This is a genomic window from Roseovarius sp. MMSF_3281, assembly GCF_030733685.1.
GTDB lineage: Bacteria > Pseudomonadota > Alphaproteobacteria > Rhodobacterales > Rhodobacteraceae > Roseovarius.
In genome coordinates, this window is sequence record NZ_JASHIM010000001.1 from 172,712 (window position 1) to 193,602 (window position 20,891).

The window sequence follows — 20,891 nt, forward strand, 5'->3', positions numbered from 1 at the left end:
GGTGCTAAACCATCATTTCCTTGGTCGCCGAAAGGGTGATGTCGGGGTAATCCCGTTCCACCCGGTCGATATCCCATTGCAGGCGGGTAAGGTAGACAACATCGCCATCGTGATCGTGGCTGATGTGCTGTTTGTTCGCCTCGGTGAATTTTTCGACGGCTGCCTTTTCGCCCGTGACCCAGCGGGCCGAGGTGAATTGCGAGGCTTCGAACCGCACCGGCAGGCCGTATTCCATCTCGATCCGGCTGCCCAGCACTTCGAATTGCAGCGCGCCCACGACGCCCACGATAAAGCCCGAACCGAAAGCGGGTTTGAAAACCTTGGCCGCGCCTTCCTCGGCGAATTGCATGAGGGCCTTTTCAAGATGCTTGGCCTTCATCGGGTCGCCCGCACGGGCCGATTGCAGAAGCTCCGGCGCGAAAGAGGGGATGCCGCTGACGCGCAGGGCCTCGCCCTCGGTCAATGTGTCGCCGATGCGCAATTGCCCGTGGTTGGGGATGCCGATGATATCCCCGGCCCAGGCCTCATCGGCCAGTTCGCGATCGGAGGCAAGGAAAAGCACGGGGTTGGAAACCGCCATGGGCTTCTTGGTGCGCACATGGGTCAGTTTCATGCCGCGCTTGAAGTGCCCCGAGGCCATGCGGACAAAGGCCACGCGGTCGCGGTGCTTTGGGTCCATGTTGGCCTGCACCTTGAAGACAAAGCCCGAGACCTTCTTTTCCTCGGGCGAGATTTGCCGGGGCGAGGCGCTTTGCGGTTGCGGCTCGGGGCCATAGGCGCCGATGCCATCCATCAGTTCCTTGACGCCGAAAGAGTTGATGGCCGAGCCGAACCAGATCGGCGTCATATGCCCTTCGAGCACCGATTGCGGGTTGAGGGTTGGCAGCAGTTCGCGCGCCATCTCAACCTCTTCGCGCAATTGTTCCAGCAAATGCGCGGGGATGTTCTCGGCCAGCTTGGGGTCGTCCAGCCCTTCGATCTTGATGGATTCGGCCACCTTGTTGCGGTCGGCGCGATCCATCAGTTCCAGCCGATCATTGAGCATGTCGTAACAGCCCAGAAAATCGCGGCCCACGCCGATGGGCCAGCTGGCCGGTGTGACGTCGATCGCAAGGTTTTCCTGAATTTCGTCGATGATCTCGAAGGTGTCGCGGCTTTCGCGGTCCATCTTGTTACAGAAGGTCAGGATCGGCAGATCGCGCAGGCGGCAGACCTCGAACAGTTTCCGTGTCTGGGATTCGACGCCTTTCGCCCCGTCGATCACCATGACGGCGGCATCGACGGCGGTGAGGGTGCGATAGGTATCCTCCGAGAAATCCGAGTGACCCGGCGTATCGACCAGGTTAAAGCGGAAGTTATTGAAATCAAAGGACATCGCCGAGGCAGAGACCGAAATACCCCGGTCTTTTTCCATCTGCATGTAATCCGAACGGGTGCGCCGCGCCTCGCCCTTGGCGCGCACCTGGCCCGCCATCTGGATGGCGCCGCCGTAAAGCAGGAATTTTTCGGTCAGGGTGGTCTTGCCGGCATCAGGGTGGCTGATGATGGCAAAGGTACGCCGCCGCGCGATTTCGGGCGGCAGATCGGGGCGGTTATGGGCGGTATCCAACATGGATGCGCATATAGAGCGGCGGGCAGGGCGGTGCAATACGAGGGGATGATTTGGCCTGTTTACGCACCGTATCTGCCGGGTTTGCCTTCCCGGGGTCGGGCGCGGCCCTTCTTCAACCGAGACCGGATTTTCCTGAAACCGGATTGGACGGCGCGGGCCGCGCGGCCTTACCGCGTCGAGGCGCGCTTGAGCAGTTTCGCCGCGTCGGTGTGGTTCAGCAAAGCCTCGGTCACCTCGAAATCCCTGCGCACGCGGTTGTCGTGGCCGGGCAGGGCTTGGGCGAGTTTCTCCGACAGGTCCTCGGGCAGGGCGGGCCTTGTGCGGGTGTCGACCAGCAGGGTTTCGGCGGCGATGCCTTCGGCATAGATGATCTGGTGCGTATCGAAGAGCAGTTGGAAATACTCGACGAATCCGCCCCCCTCCTGCACAACGGTATCGCCGTTCACAAGGTGCCGCGCACGTACCAGAACCTCGTGCCGTCCGGCGCCCAGCTCGTCGGAGCGTTGGTAGATGAAAAGCCGGTGATCGGGGCTGACCCGCAGGTCGTTGAGATTGTGCAGGGTGTCGGCCTTGATGCGGATGGGCGCGAACTCGCCCACCGCGCGCACGGTGGAGGCGCCGATCCAGCGCACCTCCTGCGGGCCGTCATCGCGGGTCAGCACCATGTCGCCAAGGGCCAGGTCTTCGATCATGCGCTGTTCGCCCGAGGCCATGGTGATATGGGTGCCCCGGGTGAAGGAGACACAGCCCACCTCGGCAAATTTGCGGCGGGCATTGTTACGGTCGATGCCGACAAGGGCATAGCCGATGCGCGGCACAAGTTCGGCCAGCGGCAGGATATAGACCTCGGCCACGCAGCCCGCATCGTCCACTTCGACCAGCACCAGAACCTCGGTCGTCTGGCCGGTGCCCGCCATCATGGTCAGGCAGCAATCCAGGTGCAGCGCCGCGCCGGGGCGGCCGATCTCACTGCTTTCGGCGATGGTGAACCGGCCGCTTTCGTCCATCAGGACGGCCAGCCGCTCTTGCAGGGCGGTTTGATGCAATTCGTAGGTATCGCCCTGATCCAGTTCGGCGGCAAACGAGATCGGATCGCCCAGATTCGCGCCATTGACCACGGTGAAATCCACCGCTGCGTAGACAGGGATGGTTTGGGCGGGCCGGGGCGTGGTTTGTACCATGGGTGTGGGGCTGTCCGTTGGGTGTATTGAACCGGTGACAAGTGCTTTAGCTTAGGATTGTGGCAGGATCGGGTCAACGTCACGGTGTTTCGCTGGCATTCTGCCCCGGGTTGCTGCTAATCGTCACGGGGAAAATGAACAGGAGAGCAACCATGGATCTGGGACTTAAGGGAAAACGCGCGCTGGTTTGTGCATCGAGCAAGGGGTTGGGCCTTGGCTGTGCCCGGGCCTTGGCCGAGGCGGGGGTTGATCTTGTGATGAACGCGCGCGGGGCCGAGGCGCTGGAGGCTGCGGCCGAGGGTATTCGCGCCGATTTCGGCGTCGAGGTGACAGCCGTGGCCTGTGATGTGACCACGCCCGAGGGGCAGGCCAAGCTGCTGGAGGCGGCGGGCGCTGTCGATATCCTGGTCAACAACGCCGGCGGCCCGCCCCCGGGCATGTGGACGGATTGGGACCGCGAGGATTTCATCGCCGCGCTGGATGCCAATATGCTGACGCCCATTGCCCTGATGAAGGCCATCGTGCCGGGGATGATGGAGCGTGGCTGGGGCCGGGTGGTCAATATTACCTCGCAAAGCGTGAAATCGCCCATTCCGGTGCTGGGCCTGTCCAACTCGGCGCGCGCCGGGCTGACGGGCTATGTCGCGGGCACCTCGCGGCAGGTGGCGGGCAAGGGCGTGACCATCAACAACCTTTTGCCGGGTATCCATGCCACCGACCGGGCCGATTCGCTGGATAAGGGCGTGGCCGAGCGCGAGGGGATTTCGATCGATGAAGCCCGGGCGCAGCGTTTCGCCACGATCCCGGCAGGGCGCTATGGCACCAAGGAAGAGTTCGGCGCCGCCTGTGCCTTCCTGTGTTCGCAGCACGCGGGCTTTATCGTGGGCCAGAACATCCTGCTGGATGGCGGCGGGGTGAACGCGACGCTGTAATCGCGCAGTGTAATCCCGAGGTGCGCCAAGCCCCCGACGCAGGGGCTTGGCCCGGCCCTTGCGCTGCGCGGGGCGGTGTGAAGTGACGGCCGGCTTTGCCGGGCCGGGCAGGCGACCTTGCACGCGGCGTGCGGGGTTGCTATCTGCGCTTGAGAAAACCCGATAAAATCAATCGGAATGACCAAGAGGCAACCCGCGTGCAGCCCACCTCCGCCCCGCGACTGGAAACCAAGCACCTGATGCGCCGCTACGGCGGACAAGTGGTAGTGGACGACGTGTCGCTTGAGGTGATGCCGGGGCAGGTGACCTGCCTGCTTGGCCCTTCGGGCTGTGGCAAATCGACGACCCTGCGGATGATCGCGGGGGTCGAAATGCAGGACCAGGGCGAAATCTGGGTCGATGGCAAGCTGATCTGCGACACGGTGTTTCGCGTGCCGCCCGAGCGTCGCCATATCGGGTTGATGTTCCAGGACTTCGCGCTGTTTCCGCATCTCAGCGTGGGGGCGAACGTGGCCTTCGGCCTGTCCGGCGACAAGGCCGGGATGGGCCGCCGGGTGGAGGAATTGCTCAAGCGCGTGGGGCTTGGCAGCTATGCTGAAAAATACCCTCACGAACTGTCGGGCGGCGAACAACAGCGCGTGGCGCTGGCCCGTGCGCTTGCCCCGCGTCCGCGTATCATGCTGATGGATGAGCCTTTCTCGGGCCTTGATAACCGGCTGCGTGACGGGATTCGCGACGAAACCCTCGATATCCTGCGCGAACAGGACACGGCCGTGCTTTTGGTCACGCATGAGCCGGAAGAGGCCATGCGCATGGCCGACCAGATCGCCCTGATGCGCCACGGCAAGATCGTGCAGCAAGGCGCGCCTTACAACATCTATAACGCGCCGGTGGATCGTGATGCCGTGGCCTTTTTCAGCGATATCAACGTGATCCGCGGAAAGGTGCAGGGCAGCCTGGTGCAAACCGCCTTTGGCCAATTCCTTGCGCCCGGTGTGCATGAGGGCAACGAGGTGGATATCGTCATCCGCCCGCAACACATGAAGATCGATTTCGACCGGCAGGGGCGGGGGCCCGATCCGACCATCGAATACGGCACGGCGGCACGGGGCGTGGTGACTCGGGCGCGTTTCATGGGCTCGGAAAGCCTTGTGGAATTCCGCATGGACCACGACGGCTCCCATCTCAAGGCGACGGTGCCAAATGTCTTCTTGCCCAAGCTGGACACGGCGCTGTGGCTCATGATCCGGCGTGACCGTTGCTTTACCTTTCCGGTCAAGGACTGAACCGTCGTGGGAAAGGGGGCGCTGCCCCCGCCGCCCTGCGGGCGACTCCCCCGGAGTATTTTAAGAAAGATGAAGGCTTTCCTGGCTGTTTTCATCTTTCTCCAAATACTCTCGCCGGAGGCCCCGGTTTGCCATGGTGCAGGCCGCTGGACCGGAGGGCGCACCGCCGTGCCACGGGCGGCACGCGCCCGCAGGGCGCTTGGCCCGTGCGCGGGCTTGACCGCGCCCAACCGGGTTTGAAGGGGAATTTTTTGTCCGAATCCGGCGGATCAGGGCGCATTGCGCCTTCCAACCGGCGCGCAGAGGGCTTAGATACGGTTGACGAAAATCCCGGGGGCGCGCACAAACGACCCCCGACACTGGGAGAGAGAGACCATGTTCAATAATATCGGCCTTCCGGGCCTTCTTCTGATCGCCGTCGTGGTGCTGGTGCTTTTCGGCCGCGGCAAGATTTCTTCGCTGATGGGCGAAGTGGGCAAGGGGATCACTTCGTTCAAGAAGGGCGTTGCCGAGGGCAACAAGGAAATCGAAGACGCGGGTGAAGAGGCCGAAGATTCGACCGAGAGTGCGAAAGACGTCACGCCCGACGCCGAAAAAGACAAGGCGTAAGCCTCGATGCTTGATCTTGGCTGGACCGAGCTGCTGCTGATTGGCATCGTGGCGTTGATCGTCGTGGGGCCGAAGGACCTTCCGGGGATGTTCCGGACGGTGGGCAACTTCGTGGGCAAGGCCAAGCGCATGGCGCGCGATTTCAGCCAGGCGATGAACGATGCCGCCGATGACGCGGGCGTGCGGGATGTCTCGGATTCGCTGCGCAAGGCGACCAACCCGGTGGGCAGCGCCATGGACGAGGCCAAGAAGGCCACATCGACCTTTACCCAGGACACCATGGCCGGCCCGAAGAAAAGCGCGTTGAACGAAGAGCGCGCGGCGGATGCCGAGAAGATTCGCCAGAAATCCGCCGAGGTGGCGCAGGCACGGCTTGATCGCGAGGCCGAAGAGCGCGCCGCCAAGGAGGCCGAAGCCGCCAAGGCGGAGGAGGCCGCAGGCGAGGCTGGCAAGGATGGGGCCGAGGCCTCCGAGGACAAAACTAAATGAGCCCCACCGACGAGATCGAAGACAGTTCCGCGCCGCTGATCGAGCATTTGACCGAACTGCGCACGCGGTTGATCAAATCTGTCGTCGGCTTCCTGATCGGGATGATCATTTGCTTCAGCGTCGCCACGCCTATCTTCAATTTCCTGACGGCGCCCCTGTGCGATGTCCTGTCCAGCCGTGGGCAGGATTGCGACCTGATCTTCATCAGTCCGCAAGAAGGCTTCTTCGTGGCGATCAAGGTTTCGCTTCTGGGCGGCTTCATCCTGGCCTTTCCCTATATCGCCAACCAGATGTGGCGGTTCGTGGCGCCGGGCCTGTATAAATCCGAGAAGGGCGCGTTCCTGCCCTTCCTGATCGCCTCGCCTTTCATGTTTTTCCTTGGCGCGGCCTTTGCCTTTTACGTGGTCACGCCGCTGGCCTATGATTTCTTCTTGGGGTTCCAGCAGTTCGGCTCGGGCGGGGAGGCACTGCCCGATGGCGACCCGCAGAACGCCGCGCCGCTGAGCGTGGTTTTCCAGGGGTCGGCGCAGGAATACCTGAACCTGACGATCAAGTTCATCGTGGCCTTTGGCCTGTGTTTCCAGCTGCCGGTGCTTTTGACCCTGATGGGCAAGGCGGGCCTGGTCAGTTCCCAGGGGTTGGGCAATGTGCGCAAATACGCGGTTGTCGGTATCCTGGTGCTGGCCGCGCTTGTGACCCCGCCGGATGTCATCACGCAGGTGATCCTGTTTGTGGTGGTTTACGGCCTTTACGAGATTTCCATCTTCCTTGTGCGCCGGGTCGAGAAAAAGCGCGAGGAACAACTGCGCGAAGAGGGCCTGTGGTTCGACGAAGACGAGGACGAGGCCGATATGGATGAGGCCGAAGCCGCATCCGAACCCGCCGAAGACCCGCTTTTGAAAGACGACCCGTTGATGGATGAATTCGACGAGGATGACGACGAGGACCCGGGCATGGTCAACCGTGGCGAGGACAAATGAGCGCCGATGCACTTGAACGGATCGCCGCCGCGCTAGAGCGGATGCATCCGGCGCCCATGGCGGCGCCCGAGTTCGGGGCCGCCGATGCCTTTGTCTGGCATGTGGACCCCGATCGCCTGCAGCCGGTGGCGCAGGTCAACCGGGTCGAGATGTCGCTTCTGGTGGGCATCGACCGGTCACGCGATACGCTGCTTGAGAATACCCGGCAATTCGCCAAGGGCCTGCCGGCCAACAATGCGCTTCTTTGGGGGGCGCGGGGGATGGGCAAGTCCAGCCTTGTGAAGGCGGTTCATGCCGCCGTTCTGGACGAGGGGTTGCCGCTCAAGGTCGTGGAGTTGCAGCGCGAGGACCTGGTGAGCGTGGGCCGGTTGCTGACCCTGCTGCGCACCGCGCCGGACGAACGGTTCATCCTGTTTTGCGACGACCTGTCGTTTTCCCATGACGATCAGCATTACAAAAGCCTCAAAGCGGTGCTGGATGGCGGGATCGAAGGGCGGCCCGAGAACGTGGTGTTCTATGCCACCTCGAACCGGCGCCACCTGATGCCGCGTGACATGATCGAGAACGAACGCTCCAGCGCGATCAACCCCTCCGAAGCGGTCGAGGAAAAGGTGTCGCTGTCGGATCGCTTCGGGCTTTGGCTGGGCTTCCACCCCTGCGATCAGGATGAATATCTTTCGATGATCGAGGGCTATTGTGCCGCCTATGACGTTGCGATCGCGCCCGAAACCCTGCGCGCCGAGGCAATCGAATGGCAGGCGACGCGCGGTGGCCGGTCGGGCCGGGTGGCCTGGCAGTTCTTTACCGATCTGGCGGGGCGGCACGGCGTCAGGGTTTGACCACGGGCGCAAAATCGGCCGGGTCGTTTTTTTACAGGGATATATCGCAATCCTGCAGGTGGCGGCGGCCGCTTCTGACGAGACTGAAGTCAAATCAGAAGGAGACGCCAGATGACCCTGCAAGAGCGCAAACCCCGTAGCCGGTCCGGTGGCCGGTCTGCCCGCCGCGCCCTGCGCACCGCCCCCAAGCACGATATGCTGCCCGGTCTGACCCGCGGTCTTCCGCTTTGCGAGGTGATGGACGGGGCACAGGTTGAGCGGATCGACGCGGCCTCGATGGATATCCTGGAAAATGTCGGCGTGCAGTTCCGCGATCCGATCGCGTTGGAAGACTGGAAGCGTGTTGGCGCCAAGGTCGAGGGGGAGTTCGTGTATCTGGATCGCGGCCTTGTGCGCGAGTTGATCGCAACCATCCCCGAAAGCTTTACCTACCACGCCCGCGATCCGATGAAGAACGTGGCCCTTGGCGGGCCGCATTCGATCTTCGTGCCGATGACAGGCGCGCCTTTCCTGCGCGATCTGGACGACGTGCGCCGCAATCCGACGCTGGATGACCTGGCGATGTTCCACAAGCTGAGCCATATGCTGCCCGGGCTGCACAGTTCGGCCCACCACATCGTGGAACCCTATGACCACCCGATCAGTCAGCGGCACCTGCGTATCACCTATTCGTCGATGAAACACTCGGACAAGACCTTCATGGGCATGACCACAAGCCCGAAGAACGCCGAGGACGTGATGGAGATGTGCGCCATCCTCTTTGGCGAGGATTTCCTTGAAGATCACCCGGTGACCACCGGCAACTGCAACGGCAATTCGCCGCTTGTCTGGGATGAAACCATGCTGGGCGCGATGCGCGCATTTTGTAAGCGCAAACAGCCGGTGCTGTGCTCACCTTTCGTTTTGGGAGGGGCCAATACACCGGCCAGCGTGCCCGCCACAGTGGCGCAGCTCAATGCCGAGGCGCTTTCGGCGCTGGCCTATACACAGGTTATCCGCAAGGGCGCCCCGGCGATCTACGGCCATTACCTGTCGACCGTCAGCATGAAATCCGGCGCGCCCATGGCCGGTACACCCGAGATCAGCCTGATGAACTTCATGATCGGGCAGATGGCGCGGCATTACGGCGTGCCGTGGCGCACCTCGAACACCCTTGGCGGGGCCAAGACCTTTGACGCGCAGGCAGGCTATGAATCGGCCACCACGCTGTCGGCGGTGATCCATGCCGGGGCGAACTATATCTGGCATTCGGCGGGATGGAACGAGGCGGGGATGCATTGTTCGACCGCGAAATTCGTGGTCGATGCCGAACAATGCGCCATGGCCCACAAGATGGCGCGCGGCCTCGACTGGGGGGATTTCGATCAGGCTATGGCCGCCGTGCCCGACGTGGGGCCGGGCGGGCATTACCTTGGCCATCCGCATACGCAGGAGAATTTTCAAAGCGCGTTCTTCATGCCGGATCTTTTCGACAACAACTCAATCGAACAATGGATCGCCGAAGGCAGTGTTGAGATCACGGAACGCGCGCTCAACCACGCCCGCAAGCTTTTGTCGGAGTATCAAGAGCCGAAACTGGACGAAGCCAGGAACGAGGCGCTATTGGATTATATCGCAAGGCGTGAACGCGAAATCCCGGCGGCGGATGCTTTGAACCAGGATTACTAAAGCGTTCCGCCTTTAACCTGAGACATCGGCGAAAGGCGGAACGCGTGCAACGATTGAGCGGAGCACTGCGTTTCGCAAAAATCTGTGATCCAGGCTTTTCGCGAAACGCTTTAAGCGGCGTGGCTGCACCACGCTTTATGGTTGGAGTGAGGGGCGCTGCCCCTCAAACTCCCCGGGGTATTGGGACCAAGAAAAAACCCTTGAAGTGCTATGGGTTTTTCTTGGCGAAAATACCCCCGCCGGAGGCATCCGACGGCAACGCCGGGTGCCAGCGGTCGGAATCATTCGGCCAAGTGGCAGGCCACGCGGGTGTCGCCGATTTGGCGCATCTTGGGGCGTTCTTTCTTGCAGCGATCCACCGCCAGCGGGCAACGCGGGTGAAAGGCGCAGCCCGGGGGCGGGTTGATCGGGTCGGGGATTTCGCCCTTGGGCGGGTCCACCTCGCGCCCGAAGCCATCCATGCGCGGGGCGGCGTCAAAAAGCATTTGGGTATAGGGGTGCTTGGGGTCTGAAAAAAGCCGGTCGCGCGGTGCTTCTTCGACAAGGCGGCCAAGGTAAAGCACCCCGATGACATCGGCCATATGGTGCACCACCGTGAGGTCGTGACTGATGAAGAGATAGGTCAGGCCCATCTCTTCCTGCAAATCCGACATCAGGTTGAGAACCTGGCTTTGCACCGAGACATCCAGTGCCGAGGTCGGCTCATCACAGACGATGATGCGCGGGTTGGAGGCCAGTGCGCGGGCGATGCAGATCCGCTGCCGTTGCCCGCCTGAAAACTCATGCGGGAACTTGCCCGCGTCCTTGGCCGACAGCCCCACCTGTTCCAGCAGCTTTTCGGCCAGCCCTTCGGTCTTGCCGCCGCGCGCCGCCATGGGTTCGTTGATGATCTCGCGCACCCGCCAGCGCGGGTTGAGCGAGGCGTAGGGGTCTTGAAAGATCATCTGCACTTCGGCGCGGACCTCGGCCACTTTGGCCGGATCGGTTTCGGTGGCCAGGTCGACACCGTCGATTTCGACATTGCCGTCGCTGGCGGGCAGCAGGCCCACCACGATCTTGCCGATGGTGGATTTGCCCGAGCCGCTTTCGCCGACGAGGGCGTAAACGGTCTTGTCCTCGACATCGAAGCTTACCTCCGAAACGGCGGTAAGGTAGGCCTTGTCGCGCCGTTCGATCACCCGGTTGAGCCATGGTTTCGAGACATCGAACACCCGGGTGAGGTTCTTGATGGAAATCAGCGCGCTCATGCGGGCTCTCCCTTGGTGGTCTCGGGTTGGGGCAGGGGGTGCCAACAGGCCGCGCGCCCGTCGCAGTAATCAATCCGTGGCGGCGGGTCGGCGCGGCATTCATCAGTGGCCCGGTCACAACGTGGATGGAAGGCACAGCCATGCGGCAGCGACCCCAGCCGAGGCATGGCGCCGGGGATTTGCCGCAGGCGTTTCGCGCCTTGGCTGGCCATCGGGGTCGAGGCCATGAGACCGGCGGTATAGGGGTGGCGGGCCTGGGTGATCACCTCGCGCACGGGTCCGAGTTCGGCCAGACGCCCGGCATACATCACTGCCACGCGGTCGGCGGCCTCGGCAATCACGCCCATGTCATGGGTGACCAGCATGACCGCCACGCCGCGTTCGCGGCAGAGCCGTTTGAGGAGGGCGACGATCTGCGCCTGAACGCTGACGTCCAGCGCGGTGGTCGGCTCGTCGGCGATGATCAGGTCCGGCTCGGCGCAAAGTGCCAGGGCAATCACCACCCGTTGGCGCATGCCGCCGGAAAACTCGTGTGGGAAGCTGCCGATGCGGTCGCGGGCGGCCGGGATGCCCACTTCCTCAAGCGCGGCAATGGCGCGTTCCTGCGCCTCGGATTGGTTGACATCCAGATGCTCAAGGATGGTTTCGGTCAGTTGGTCACCGATGGTCAGCAATGGGTTGAGCGAGGTCAGGGGATCCTGAAAGATCATCCCCATTTTCTTGCCACGCAAGCGCCGCAGGGCCTCGCGCTTGATGTTGTGAATGGGCTGGCCCGACAGCAGGATTTCCCCTTGGGTGATCCGCGCGGGCGGGTCCAGAAGGCCGATCACCGCGTTGCCGGTCATCGACTTGCCGGCCCCGGATTCGCCCACCACGCCAAGGATTTCCCCGGCGTGGATGTCGTAACTGACCCGGTCCACCGGGCGCAGGATGCCGTGGCGGGTGGGAATTTCCACCACCAGATCGCGGACGGAGAGTACCGGGTCTTTGTCCATCTCGGGGCCTTTCATTATCGCAGCCTCGGGTTCAGCGCATCGCGCAGCCAATCGCCCAGAAGGTTGATCGACAGGGCCAGTGCCAGAAGCGTTGCGGCGGGGAAGACCAGAATCCACCATTCGCCCGAGAACATGAATTCCTGCCCGATGCGGATGAGCGTGCCGAGCGAGGGTTTGGTGGGCGGTGCGCCAACGCCAAGGAACGACAGCGTCGCCTCGGCGATAATCGCCAGGGCCAGTGAAATCGTCGCGATCACCAGCACCGGGTTCAGCACGTTGGGCAGGATATGGCGCAGCATGATCGACAGAGGCTTGCGCCCCACAAGGCGCGCGGCCTGCACGTATTCCTTGTTCTTTTCAACCAAGGTGGCCCCGCGCACCACGCGGGCAAACTGCACCCAATCCGACAGGCCGATGGCAAGGATCAGCACCCAGATTGCCATCTGGTCGCGGTATTCGGGGGGCGTGATCCCCTTTGCGATGCCAAAGATCAGCATCGCCACGAGGATCGCCGGGAAGGTCAATTGCACATCGGCCACCCGCATGATGATGGTTTCCGTCCAGCCGCCGGAATACCCCGCCAGAAGCCCTAGGATCACGCCCAGCACCATGGCCAGAAGCACCGCCGAGAAGCCGACGAACAGCGAAATCCGCATCCCGTAAAGGATGGTGGAAAACACGTCACGCCCTTGGTCATCGGTGCCAAGCAGGAAACTGTCGCCGGTAAAGGCATTGGCTTCGCCCGGTGGGGTAAAGCCGTTCATCAGGTTCAGGGTGGCCGGATCAAACGGATCATGCGGCGCGACAAGCGGGGCAAGGACCGCGCAAAGCACAAGCGTCAGCACCACGCAGAACGAGAGGACCGCCACCGGCGCGCGGCGGAAGGAATAGAGGAAATCGCTTTGCCATGCGCGGGCCAGACGGCTGGGCGCGCGTTCGGGCGTCGGCGGGATGGGAGGGGCGGTATCGGTCATGTGGTTTTCCCCGCGCTGCGATCCACCCGGAGGCGTGGATCAATGGCGAAATACAGCAGATCGACAATCAGGTTGATGCCCACGAACATGACCGAAATCATCATCAGGTAAGCGGCCATGACCGGGATATCGACGAACTGGATCGCGTTGATGAACAGAAGGCCGACGCCGGGCCATTGGAACACGGTTTCGGTGATGATGGCGAAGGCGATGATGCTACCCAACTGCAAACCGGTGATGGTGATCACCGGTACAAGGGTGTTCTTCAGGGCGTGTTTGAAATGAACCGAGCGGTCGCGCAGGCCCCGGGCGCGGGCGAACCGGATGTAATCGGTGCGTAGAACCTCAAGCATCTCGGTGCGAACCAGCCGCATGATCAGGGTCATCTGGTAAAGGCCAAGCGTGATGGCCGGCAGGATCAGCGCCTTGAGGCCGCTTTCGGTCAGGAAGCCGGTGGTCCACCAATCGCCGATGCGGGTCACGTCACCGCGCCCGAAGCTGGGCAGCCAGCCCAGTTCGACGGAAAAGAGGTAAATCAGCAAAACGCCGATCAGGAAGGTGGGCAGCGAAACCCCGATCAATGACACCGTCATGATGGTATTGGCCGAGAACCCGCGTTTTCGGATGGCGGTGAAAATGCCAAGGCCGATCCCGCCCAGAAGGGCCAGCACACCCGAGACAAAGGCCAGTTCCAGGGTCGCGGGTAGTCGCTCCATCAGGATTTCCGACACCGGGCGGCCCTGGCGGTAACTCAGGCCGAAGTTTCCCTGCACGGCCTGCTCCAGAAAGCGCCAGTATTGCACCGGGAAGGGCTTATCGAGGCCCAGGTCCGCGCGCAGCCGTTCGATATCGGCCTGTGTGCGTTCCTGGCCCAGCATGTTGTCCACCGGGTCGCCCACGAAGCTGAACATCGAAAAGGCGACAAGCCCGACGACCAGCAGCACAAGCAAAGACTGGACCACGCGACGAATGATATAGGCAAGCATGACGGTCCCCCGATCACGTCAGAAAACCGCGCCCTTGCGAAAAGGGCGCGGCGGGGCAGGGCCGCCGCATCGGGCGGCCCCCCGGGCCTTAGTTCATGGTGAAGAACTTCATTTTCGGGTCATCCTCGGGGCTGACCTCGGTGCCGACCTTGTTGGTCATGCCCCAGTTCAGCACCTGGTGGTGGATCGGGATATAAAGCTGTTCGTCCTGAACGACGTTCCAGATGGATTGGATGGTGTCGTTCCGCTTGTCCAGATCGGTTTCCGAGGCAAGGCTGACGATCATTTCATCCACTTCCGGGTTCGAGAACCCGGTGCCGTTCCAGCTTCCGCGTTCTTCGCCGCGGGTATGGACGAGGAAGTTGAAGATGTATTCCGAATCGTAAGTCGGAACACCCCAGCCCAGCATGTAGAAATCCGTCTGATCGTTGGTGATCAGCGGGAAGTGCTGTGCCTTGGGCTTGGCATCGAGGTTCACCTTGACCCCGATCTGCGCCAGCATGCCGACGGCGGCCTGACAGATCGCCTCGTCGTTGACGTAGCGGTCATTCGGGCAATCCAGCTGGATCGAGAAACCGTCTTCATAGCCCGCTTCGGCCATCAGCGCCTTGGCGGCATCCACATCGGTTTTCGAGGCGCTGTCCATCTCGGCGGTCCAGCCGTTGACGAAGGGCGGCGCGATCATGCCCGCCGGTTGGCTTTGGCCGCGCATCACCACTTGCTTGATTGCATCGCGATTGATGGCCATCGACATGGCCTTACGGACGCGCACATCGGCCAGCGGGTTGGTGCCCTCGACATCGTCACTGGCAAGATCGTCCGCACCCATGTTCAGCCCGAAGAAGATCGCCCGGTTCTGCGGCGCGGTCTTGACGACAAGGCCTTCGGTCTCGGCCACGCGGCCAAGGTCTTGCACCGGGACGTCCTGGATAAAGTCCACTTCACCGGACAGCAGCGCGGCAACCCGTGTCGCGGCATTTTGAATCGGGGTATAGACGATCTCGGAGATGTCGAGCGGGAAATCATCCTTGCCCCAATAGTTTTCATTGGCGGTCAGAACGGTTTTCACGTCGGGTTCGCGGCTGACCAGAACATACGCGCCGGTGCCGTTTGTATTGGTCGAGGCAAAGGTTTTCTCGCCGCCTTCGACATCCTGCACTTCGACCACGCCATTGTCCTCGGCCCAGCCCTTGTCCATCATGAACAGGTTGGTCAGGTTCGAGGGCAGGATGGGGTTTGGACCGTTGGTAACGAATTCCACGGTGTGATCATCTACCGCGCGAACCTCTTTGATCGAACTCAGAAGTTCCTTCATGTTCGACTTTTCGGATTTCGCACGGTTGATCGAAAACACCACATCCTCGGCGGTGAAATCGGCGCCATCGTGGTATTTCACACCCTCGCGCAGGTTGAAGACCCAGACATTGGGGTCATCCGCCTTGGGGCCCCAATCGGTGGCCAGTGCACCCTGCATCGCGCCGGTATGGTCGCGGATGATCAGCGGCTCGTACATCTGGTGGGCCAGTGTATGGGTCGGCCCCTCGTTCTGTGCGTGGGGGTCAAGCGTGAGCGAATCGCCCGCGCGCGCCCATCTCAGCGTTTCCGCCGAAGCCGATAACGTCGTGCTGGCCAGCAGAAGGGCCGTAAGTGCACCTACAACTTTCATCGAAGTATCTCCCTGTGATTGGTTGGATCCTGGCCACCTGTTGCCGGCGGCTCTGGCATGGTAGCTTAAATCTTTTGCTTCAACTGGCAAGTGTATGCACAAGATTTGATCGTCACAGGGGGGCTGACGTGGGGGCAGGCGCGTTATTCTTCACGCGCCTGCCACTCTTTCCAACGCAGCACGGCATTCGCGCCCCATTCGCGAAAAGGCTGTGGTGGCAGGCGTTTAGGCGCGGCTTCGTGGGTGAAATGTGCCGTGATTTCAGTGCCGTGACCGCAGGCGAGTTCGGCAGCGCCCATGCCGGTCAGCGTGCCGCGCGTGGTGCCAAGCCCGTTCTGCACGCAGGCCGAATAGACGCCGTTGGCGACCTCGCGCATCAGCGACACGCCATTGAGGCTCAGGCACAGGTGCCCGGCCCAGGCATGCGCCATCCGCATGCCCTTGAGCATGGGAAACCGTGCTTCGAACTTGTTTTGCATGACCCGCGCGGCGCGGGTGACATCGGATTGGCGCGCCGCCATGCCGGGGCGAAGGGCAGCACAGGTGCGGGTGATGATTCGGTTGCCGCCCTGGCCGGTGTCGATCCGGCGGACGGTGGTGCCCATCGGGTCGGACGGGGTTATGCCCCAACGCGGCGCACCGCCCAGCGCCTTGATCTGCTCATCGGTCAGGTCCGGTGTCATGGTGGCAAAGAGGAACAATTGCATCAGCCGGCCAGGGGCCACCCCGAAACTTTCCAGGTGGCCGTTGACCGACAGGATCACGCGTGCCGCCGTCACCGTGCCCTTGGGGGTCACACAGGCCCAATCGCGGCCCTTGGGCGTGATTTTCTGCACCGGGGATGTCTCGTATATTTCAACGCCGTCGCGGCGCAGCCCCTTGGCCATTCCGCGAATGAAGCCCGCGGGTTGCAACATCACGGTGCCGGGGGTGTAGAGGCCGGATTGATAATGCGAACTGCCGGTCAGTTCCCGCATGGCTTTCGCGTCCAAAGCCTCGCTTGGCTCGCCCAGGCTGGCCAAATGCCGCGCGTAACTGTCGTTATGGGCATGGGCGGCGTCACTCACCGCGCCGTTTACCTTGCCCGCCTGGTCGAAATAATCGGGCGAAATGCCGTAGTCTTCAACCGCCGCACGGGCAAAGGCCTGTGCCCGCCGGTTGAGGGCGATTATCGCCCGGTCATCGCCAGCCCCGGCATAATCTTCCGAGGTCAGCTCATGCGGCAAGTCGATCATGAAGCCCGAATTGCGCCCCGAGGCCCCTTCGGCCACGCGGCCCGCCTCCAGCACAACCACTTTGGCCTGCGGCTCAAGCTGTTTGACCCGCCGCGCCGCCGCCATCCCGGCAAAGCCCGCGCCCACCACGACGACGTCCGCCGTGGTGTCGGCCTCCAAGACCTGCGCGGGGTCTTGCCCCGGCAGGATGACCGACCACGCCGCAGGCCCCCGGTGCAGGGGCAGATGACGCGCGGTGAAGTCCTGTGTCATACCTCTGGCAATCCAAGCCTTGGGCGAAAGGCATCCAGCCCTTCGGTCAGCTCTTCGCGTGCGCCTTGCATCCGGTCGCGCAGGGTGGCGTTCAATCCGCCCTCGGTGGAAAGCGCGTCCAGCAAGGTTTTGACCTCACCCGATCCATCAAAGCGCATGCCCTTGAAATAGCCCGCGATCAGGGCCGCGACATAGGCTTCGGCCTTGGCCTCATCGCCGGTGACACCCGCAAGCCAGTCTGCGGTTGTTAGCATCTCGGCCAGAATGACCGAGGACAGCGCCAAGGCCGCGAAATGGGCATTGAGCGCGGCTTCGCTCTTGACCGGCAGAATGATGTTCTCGGCCCCAAAAAGGGCCTGAACGCTGCCAGTGTCGGGATAGACGGGCAGCGGACAGCCCCCTTTCGCGATAAAAGGCATCGGGATGGTCACGGATATATCGGTGGCGGGGGCCACCAGCCTGCGCAGGGTCTCCACCGAAACGTCGACCATGACCGAGATCAGTTTTTGCCCCTCGCGAAAGGGCAGATCGGACAGCACCTTTGGCGCCACATCGGCCATCAGGCAGGCAATGACCACCTCGCTGCCGGAAACGACCTGCTCATTCGAGGCAACGCTGACCTCGTCGAACTGTGCGGCAAGGCGCGCCGAGATATCGGCACTGCGCTCCGAGACAAGAATCTTGTGACCCTTGCCGGCAAGCGCTTCGACCATCGGCGCGGCAATCCCGCCAGTTCCCAGAAAGCCGATTTGCATCAGTCCACGGCCTCGTCGTCATCGTCGGCCAGATCAATCCAGATGGTTTTCAACTGGGTGTACTGGTCATGGGCATGCAGGCTGTTGTCGCGCCCGCCAAAGCCCGATTGCTTGTACCCGCCGAAGGGGGTGGAAATATCGCCCTCGCCAAAGCTGTTGACCGTCACGGTGCCCGCCTGCAGCATCCGTGCGCCGCGAATGGCGCGTTTCGCATTGCCGGTGAAGATCGACGCGCAAAGGCCATAATCGGTGTCATTGGCCACTTTGATCGCTTCATCAAAGCTGCCCACTTCGATCACCGACAAAACCGGGCCAAAGATTTCCTCGCGCGCCAGCGTGTCGTCGTTGCTGGCCACATCCACCACGGTCGGTTCGACAAAACCCTTGTCGGCTTTGCCGCCCAGAACGATGTTCTCGGCCTTCTCAAGATAGCCGCAGACTTTCTTGAAATGTGTCTCGCTGACCAAGGCCCCCACGCGGGTTTCGGGGTCCAGCGGGTCACCCACCACCCATTCGCGGGCATGCGCCTCGATCCGTTTCATTAGATCGGCTTTGGCGTCCCTGTGGACGATCAACCGCGAGGTGGCCGAGCAGTTTTCGCCCATGTTCCAAAAGGCGCCGTTGACAATATGCGCCGCGACCCGGTCAAGGTTTTCGGCGTCATCCATCACGACGGCGGGGTTCTTGCCGCCCATTTCAAGCACGACTTCCTTGGCGTTGCTTTCCGCGGCATAGGTCAGGAAACGCTTGCCCGTCACGGTGGAGCCGGTGAAGCTGACCATATCCACGTCCATATGACGGCCCAGCGGTTCACCCACCTCGGCCCCGCCACCGGGCATCACGTTCAGCACCCCCTTGGGAAGGCCCGCCTCGCTTGCCAGTTCCGCCACGCGCAGCGCTGTCAGGCTGGTTTCCTCGGCGGGTTTCACCACAACCGAACAGCCCGCCGCCAGCGCCGGGCCGATCTTCCACGCCAGCATCAAAAGCGGGAAGTTCCACGGCAGGACAAGGCCCACCACGCCGATCGGTTCGCGCACCACCATGGCGATATGGTCGTCACTGGCCGGGGCGACCTCGTCATTGATCTTGTCGATCGCTTCGGCATGCCACTTGATGGCATGGATGGTTTCGGGGATATCCACGGTTTCGCAATCGAAAATGGTCTTGCCGCTATCAAGGCTTTCCATCACGGCCAGTTCGCGGGCATTGCGCGTCATCAGTTTGCACAGCCGGATCAGAACGTCCTTGCGCTCGCTGGGGTGCATCTTGGACCAGCGGCCATCGTCGAAGGCCTCGCGCGCCTTCAGTACGGCGAAATCCACATCTTCGGCCCCGCAGGCTGCAATCTCGGTCAAGGCTTCGCCCGTCGCCGGGTTGACGCTGGTGAAGGTCTTGCCCGAACTTGCGGCGCGATAGCCGCCATCCACGAAGGAGGAGGTCGGCAGGGTCAGGCCCTTGGCAATCGCCTTGTATTCGTCTTTGGTCAGCAAACCCATGGCTCAGCCCTCCGCCGTAATATCTGCAATGGTTGTCTTGAGAACGCGCGTCACTTGCTCCAACGCGCGCTTGTCGTCCTTGTTGAGCGGCTTCAGCGGCGGGCGGACCGTGCCGGTGTCGATCCCCGCCATGGTCACGCCGTGCTTGATCGTCTGGATGAACTTGCCGCCCTGTTCCAGGACCCGCATCAAAGGCATCAACGCCGACATGATCCGGCGGCCCTTGACGAAATCGCCCTCAAGCACACAGGCGTTGTAAAGTGCCACATGTTCCTCGGGCAGGAAGTTCGACCCGCCACAGACCCAGAAGGGCGACCCCCAGGCGAAGAATTCCAGTGCCTGATCGTCCATGCCGCATCCCATCTGGATATGCGGGTAATCGCGGGCAAGAAGATGCACCCGGTTGATATCGCCCGAACTTTCCTTGATGCCGCAGAAATTCCGGCTGCGGCCGACGCGATCCAGAAATTCCTCACCCATCATGGTGCCGGTACGATCCGGGTAGTTATAGAGCATGACAGGAAGGTCCGCCGCCCGGTCAATCGCCAAGGCATTCAGCGCGTTTTCCCGATCCGTCGGCACCGAATAGGGCGGGCTGGCCAGAAGGATGCAATCGGCCCCAATCTCCCGCGCGGCCCCGGCCAAGGCCATGCTGTCCGGCGTCAGCATCGCGCCGGTGCCCATCACCAAGGGCACCCGGCCCTTGATCCGCTCATGGGTGAACTTGGCCAGCTCAACTCGTTCATCCACGGTCTGGGCATAGTTTTCGCCGGTTGATCCACCGGTGATGATCCCATGCACGCCCTTGTCGATCAGGTTTTCGATGACATCGCCCAAGGCGTCCCAGTCGGGTGTGTGATCGGTGAAATAGGGGGTGACGACAGGGGTATATATCCCCTCGAACTTGAAAATGGGCGTCATAAGCAGGCAGCCTTCTTATGCTGAGGTTGAACGGGGCAGGGTGCCAAGCGGTTGGTCCATCCCCGCCGGCATCACGAAGCTTTCGATCTGGTTGCGCGACAGGTTCCAATGATCCTCGGCCAGTTGCGCCGCCGTCGCCTCATCCCGCGCCGCGATGGCGGCGATGATGGCGTCGTGCTGTTGGCTGGCCTCGGATACGTTTTCGACCATGGCGGGCGTCACGGGGCGGTAAAAGGTCATGGAAATCCGCGCGTGATCGATCAACAGCCGGTGGAACGAGGGCAAAAGATAGATATTGCCCGCCATCTCGCCGGTGATCTCGTGAAACCGGTTGTTGGCCAGGGTCCGGTCGGTGGTCGACCCCCGGTGCAGGGCGGCGCGGAAGTCCTCCTGCGCGGCCTTGATCGCCTCGATCTGTGCGGGCGCGGCATTGAGGGCCGCCAACCGCAGGATCGCGCCATAGATCATCGGCGCGGCCAGAAAGAAATCGCGCAGCGTGGTGTGCGACATTTCCGAAACCCGCGCCCCGCGATTGGTGCGCAGCTCGACATAGCCAAGCCCGGCCAGTTCGCGCAGCACCTCGCGCAGGGGCGTCCGCGACAGCCCGGAGTCGGCGCAAAGCTGTGCCTCGTCCAGATCGGCGCCGGGGCGCATCCCTTGCGTCAGGATCGCGCGTTTGAGCCTGTCCAGCAAATGCGCCTTACGGTCTTTCGTGGTGTCGGGCATGGCAATGTTCCATGTTGCGAGTCATGATGTATTTTTAAAAAA

Annotated in this window: 19 protein-coding genes; 7 read left to right on the forward strand and 12 right to left on the reverse strand. The window is 62.3% G+C overall.

Annotation, left to right across the window (positions count from 1 at the left end; translation table 11 throughout):
• Positions 1–4 precede the first annotated feature (4 nt).
• Together RBB32_RS01125 and RBB32_RS01130 are read right to left on the reverse strand one after the other, a co-directional pair.
• Positions 5–1,612, reverse strand: coding sequence for a peptide chain release factor 3 (locus tag RBB32_RS01125; RefSeq protein ID WP_306150831.1), 1,608 nt, complete (start codon positions 1,610–1,612; stop codon positions 5–7).
• A 167-nt stretch (positions 1,613–1,779) separates the two neighbouring features.
• Positions 1,780–2,793 (reverse strand): Hint domain-containing protein, encoded by a 1,014-nt coding sequence (locus tag RBB32_RS01130; RefSeq protein WP_306150832.1) that lies wholly within the window; start codon positions 2,791–2,793, stop codon positions 1,780–1,782.
• 152 nt (positions 2,794–2,945) lie between these two features.
• Between RBB32_RS01130 and RBB32_RS01135 the strand changes: the two genes are divergently transcribed.
• The 7 genes from RBB32_RS01135 (at position 2,946) to RBB32_RS01165 (ending at position 9,596) form a co-directional block, all read left to right on the forward strand.
• Positions 2,946–3,725, forward strand: a complete 780-nt coding sequence (locus tag RBB32_RS01135; RefSeq protein WP_306150833.1) for an SDR family oxidoreductase — start codon at positions 2,946–2,948, stop codon at positions 3,723–3,725.
• Positions 3,726–3,964: 239 nt separating this feature from the next.
• Positions 3,965–5,011: an ABC transporter ATP-binding protein gene (locus tag RBB32_RS01140; protein ID WP_306151144.1), complete on the forward strand. Its 1,047-nt coding sequence runs from the start codon at positions 3,965–3,967 to the stop codon at positions 5,009–5,011.
• Between the two features lie 375 nt (positions 5,012–5,386).
• Positions 5,387–5,620 carry a twin-arginine translocase TatA/TatE family subunit gene (locus tag RBB32_RS01145; RefSeq protein ID WP_306150834.1) on the forward strand — a complete coding sequence of 78 codons (234 nt, stop codon included), beginning with the start codon at positions 5,387–5,389 and terminating at the stop codon, positions 5,618–5,620.
• Positions 5,621–5,626: 6 nt separating this feature from the next.
• On the forward strand, positions 5,627–6,109 hold the full coding sequence (gene tatB / locus RBB32_RS01150) for a Sec-independent protein translocase protein TatB (RefSeq protein WP_306150835.1): 483 nt from the start codon (positions 5,627–5,629) through the stop codon (positions 6,107–6,109).
• Positions 6,106–7,089 (forward strand): twin-arginine translocase subunit TatC, encoded by a 984-nt coding sequence (gene tatC / locus RBB32_RS01155; RefSeq protein ID WP_306150836.1) that lies wholly within the window; start codon positions 6,106–6,108, stop codon positions 7,087–7,089. The genes tatB and tatC overlap by 4 nt, the downstream gene beginning before the upstream one ends.
• Entirely contained in the window at positions 7,086–7,928 is an 843-nt protein-coding gene (locus tag RBB32_RS01160) for an ATP-binding protein (protein ID WP_306150837.1), read from the forward strand. Before tatC ends, RBB32_RS01160 begins: the two co-directional genes overlap by 4 nt.
• Before the next feature lie 111 nt (positions 7,929–8,039).
• Positions 8,040–9,596 (forward strand): trimethylamine methyltransferase family protein, encoded by a 1,557-nt coding sequence (locus RBB32_RS01165; RefSeq protein ID WP_306150838.1) that lies wholly within the window; start codon positions 8,040–8,042, stop codon positions 9,594–9,596.
• A gap of 281 nt (positions 9,597–9,877) precedes the next feature.
• Here RBB32_RS01165 and RBB32_RS01170 read toward each other — a convergent pair whose 3' ends face one another.
• From RBB32_RS01170 to RBB32_RS01215, 10 genes are all read right to left on the reverse strand, one after another.
• Entirely contained in the window at positions 9,878–10,843 is a 966-nt protein-coding gene (locus tag RBB32_RS01170; RefSeq protein ID WP_306150839.1) for an ABC transporter ATP-binding protein, read from the reverse strand.
• The gene (locus tag RBB32_RS01175) at positions 10,840–11,853 is read right to left on the reverse strand and encodes an ABC transporter ATP-binding protein (RefSeq protein ID WP_306150840.1); all 1,014 of its coding nucleotides are present in this window, start codon (positions 11,851–11,853) and stop codon (positions 10,840–10,842) included. The genes RBB32_RS01170 and RBB32_RS01175 overlap by 4 nt, the downstream gene beginning before the upstream one ends.
• Positions 11,853–12,812, reverse strand: coding sequence for an ABC transporter permease (locus tag RBB32_RS01180; protein WP_306150841.1), 960 nt, complete (start codon positions 12,810–12,812; stop codon positions 11,853–11,855). The genes RBB32_RS01175 and RBB32_RS01180 overlap by 1 nt, the downstream gene beginning before the upstream one ends.
• On the reverse strand, positions 12,809–13,798 hold the full coding sequence (locus tag RBB32_RS01185; RefSeq protein WP_306150842.1) for an ABC transporter permease: 990 nt from the start codon (positions 13,796–13,798) through the stop codon (positions 12,809–12,811). Before RBB32_RS01185 ends, RBB32_RS01180 begins: the two co-directional genes overlap by 4 nt.
• 88 nt (positions 13,799–13,886) lie before the next feature.
• A complete protein-coding gene (locus RBB32_RS01190; RefSeq protein WP_306150843.1) occupies positions 13,887–15,464 on the reverse strand; it encodes an ABC transporter substrate-binding protein in 1,578 nt (525 codons plus the stop codon).
• A 143-nt stretch (positions 15,465–15,607) separates the two neighbouring features.
• On the reverse strand, positions 15,608–16,951 hold the full coding sequence (locus RBB32_RS01195) for an FAD-binding oxidoreductase (protein ID WP_306150844.1): 1,344 nt from the start codon (positions 16,949–16,951) through the stop codon (positions 15,608–15,610).
• The gene (locus tag RBB32_RS01200) at positions 16,948–17,706 is read right to left on the reverse strand and encodes an NAD(P)-binding domain-containing protein (protein WP_306150845.1); all 759 of its coding nucleotides are present in this window, start codon (positions 17,704–17,706) and stop codon (positions 16,948–16,950) included. The genes RBB32_RS01195 and RBB32_RS01200 overlap by 4 nt, the downstream gene beginning before the upstream one ends.
• On the reverse strand, positions 17,706–19,202 hold the full coding sequence (locus RBB32_RS01205; RefSeq protein ID WP_306150846.1) for an aldehyde dehydrogenase: 1,497 nt from the start codon (positions 19,200–19,202) through the stop codon (positions 17,706–17,708). Before RBB32_RS01205 ends, RBB32_RS01200 begins: the two co-directional genes overlap by 1 nt.
• Before the next feature lie 3 nt (positions 19,203–19,205).
• Entirely contained in the window at positions 19,206–20,123 is a 918-nt protein-coding gene (locus RBB32_RS01210; RefSeq protein WP_306150847.1) for a dihydrodipicolinate synthase family protein, read from the reverse strand.
• Positions 20,124–20,138: 15 nt separating this feature from the next.
• Entirely contained in the window at positions 20,139–20,849 is a 711-nt protein-coding gene (locus tag RBB32_RS01215) for a GntR family transcriptional regulator (RefSeq protein ID WP_306150848.1), read from the reverse strand.
• Between the last annotated feature and the right edge of the window lie 42 nt (positions 20,850–20,891).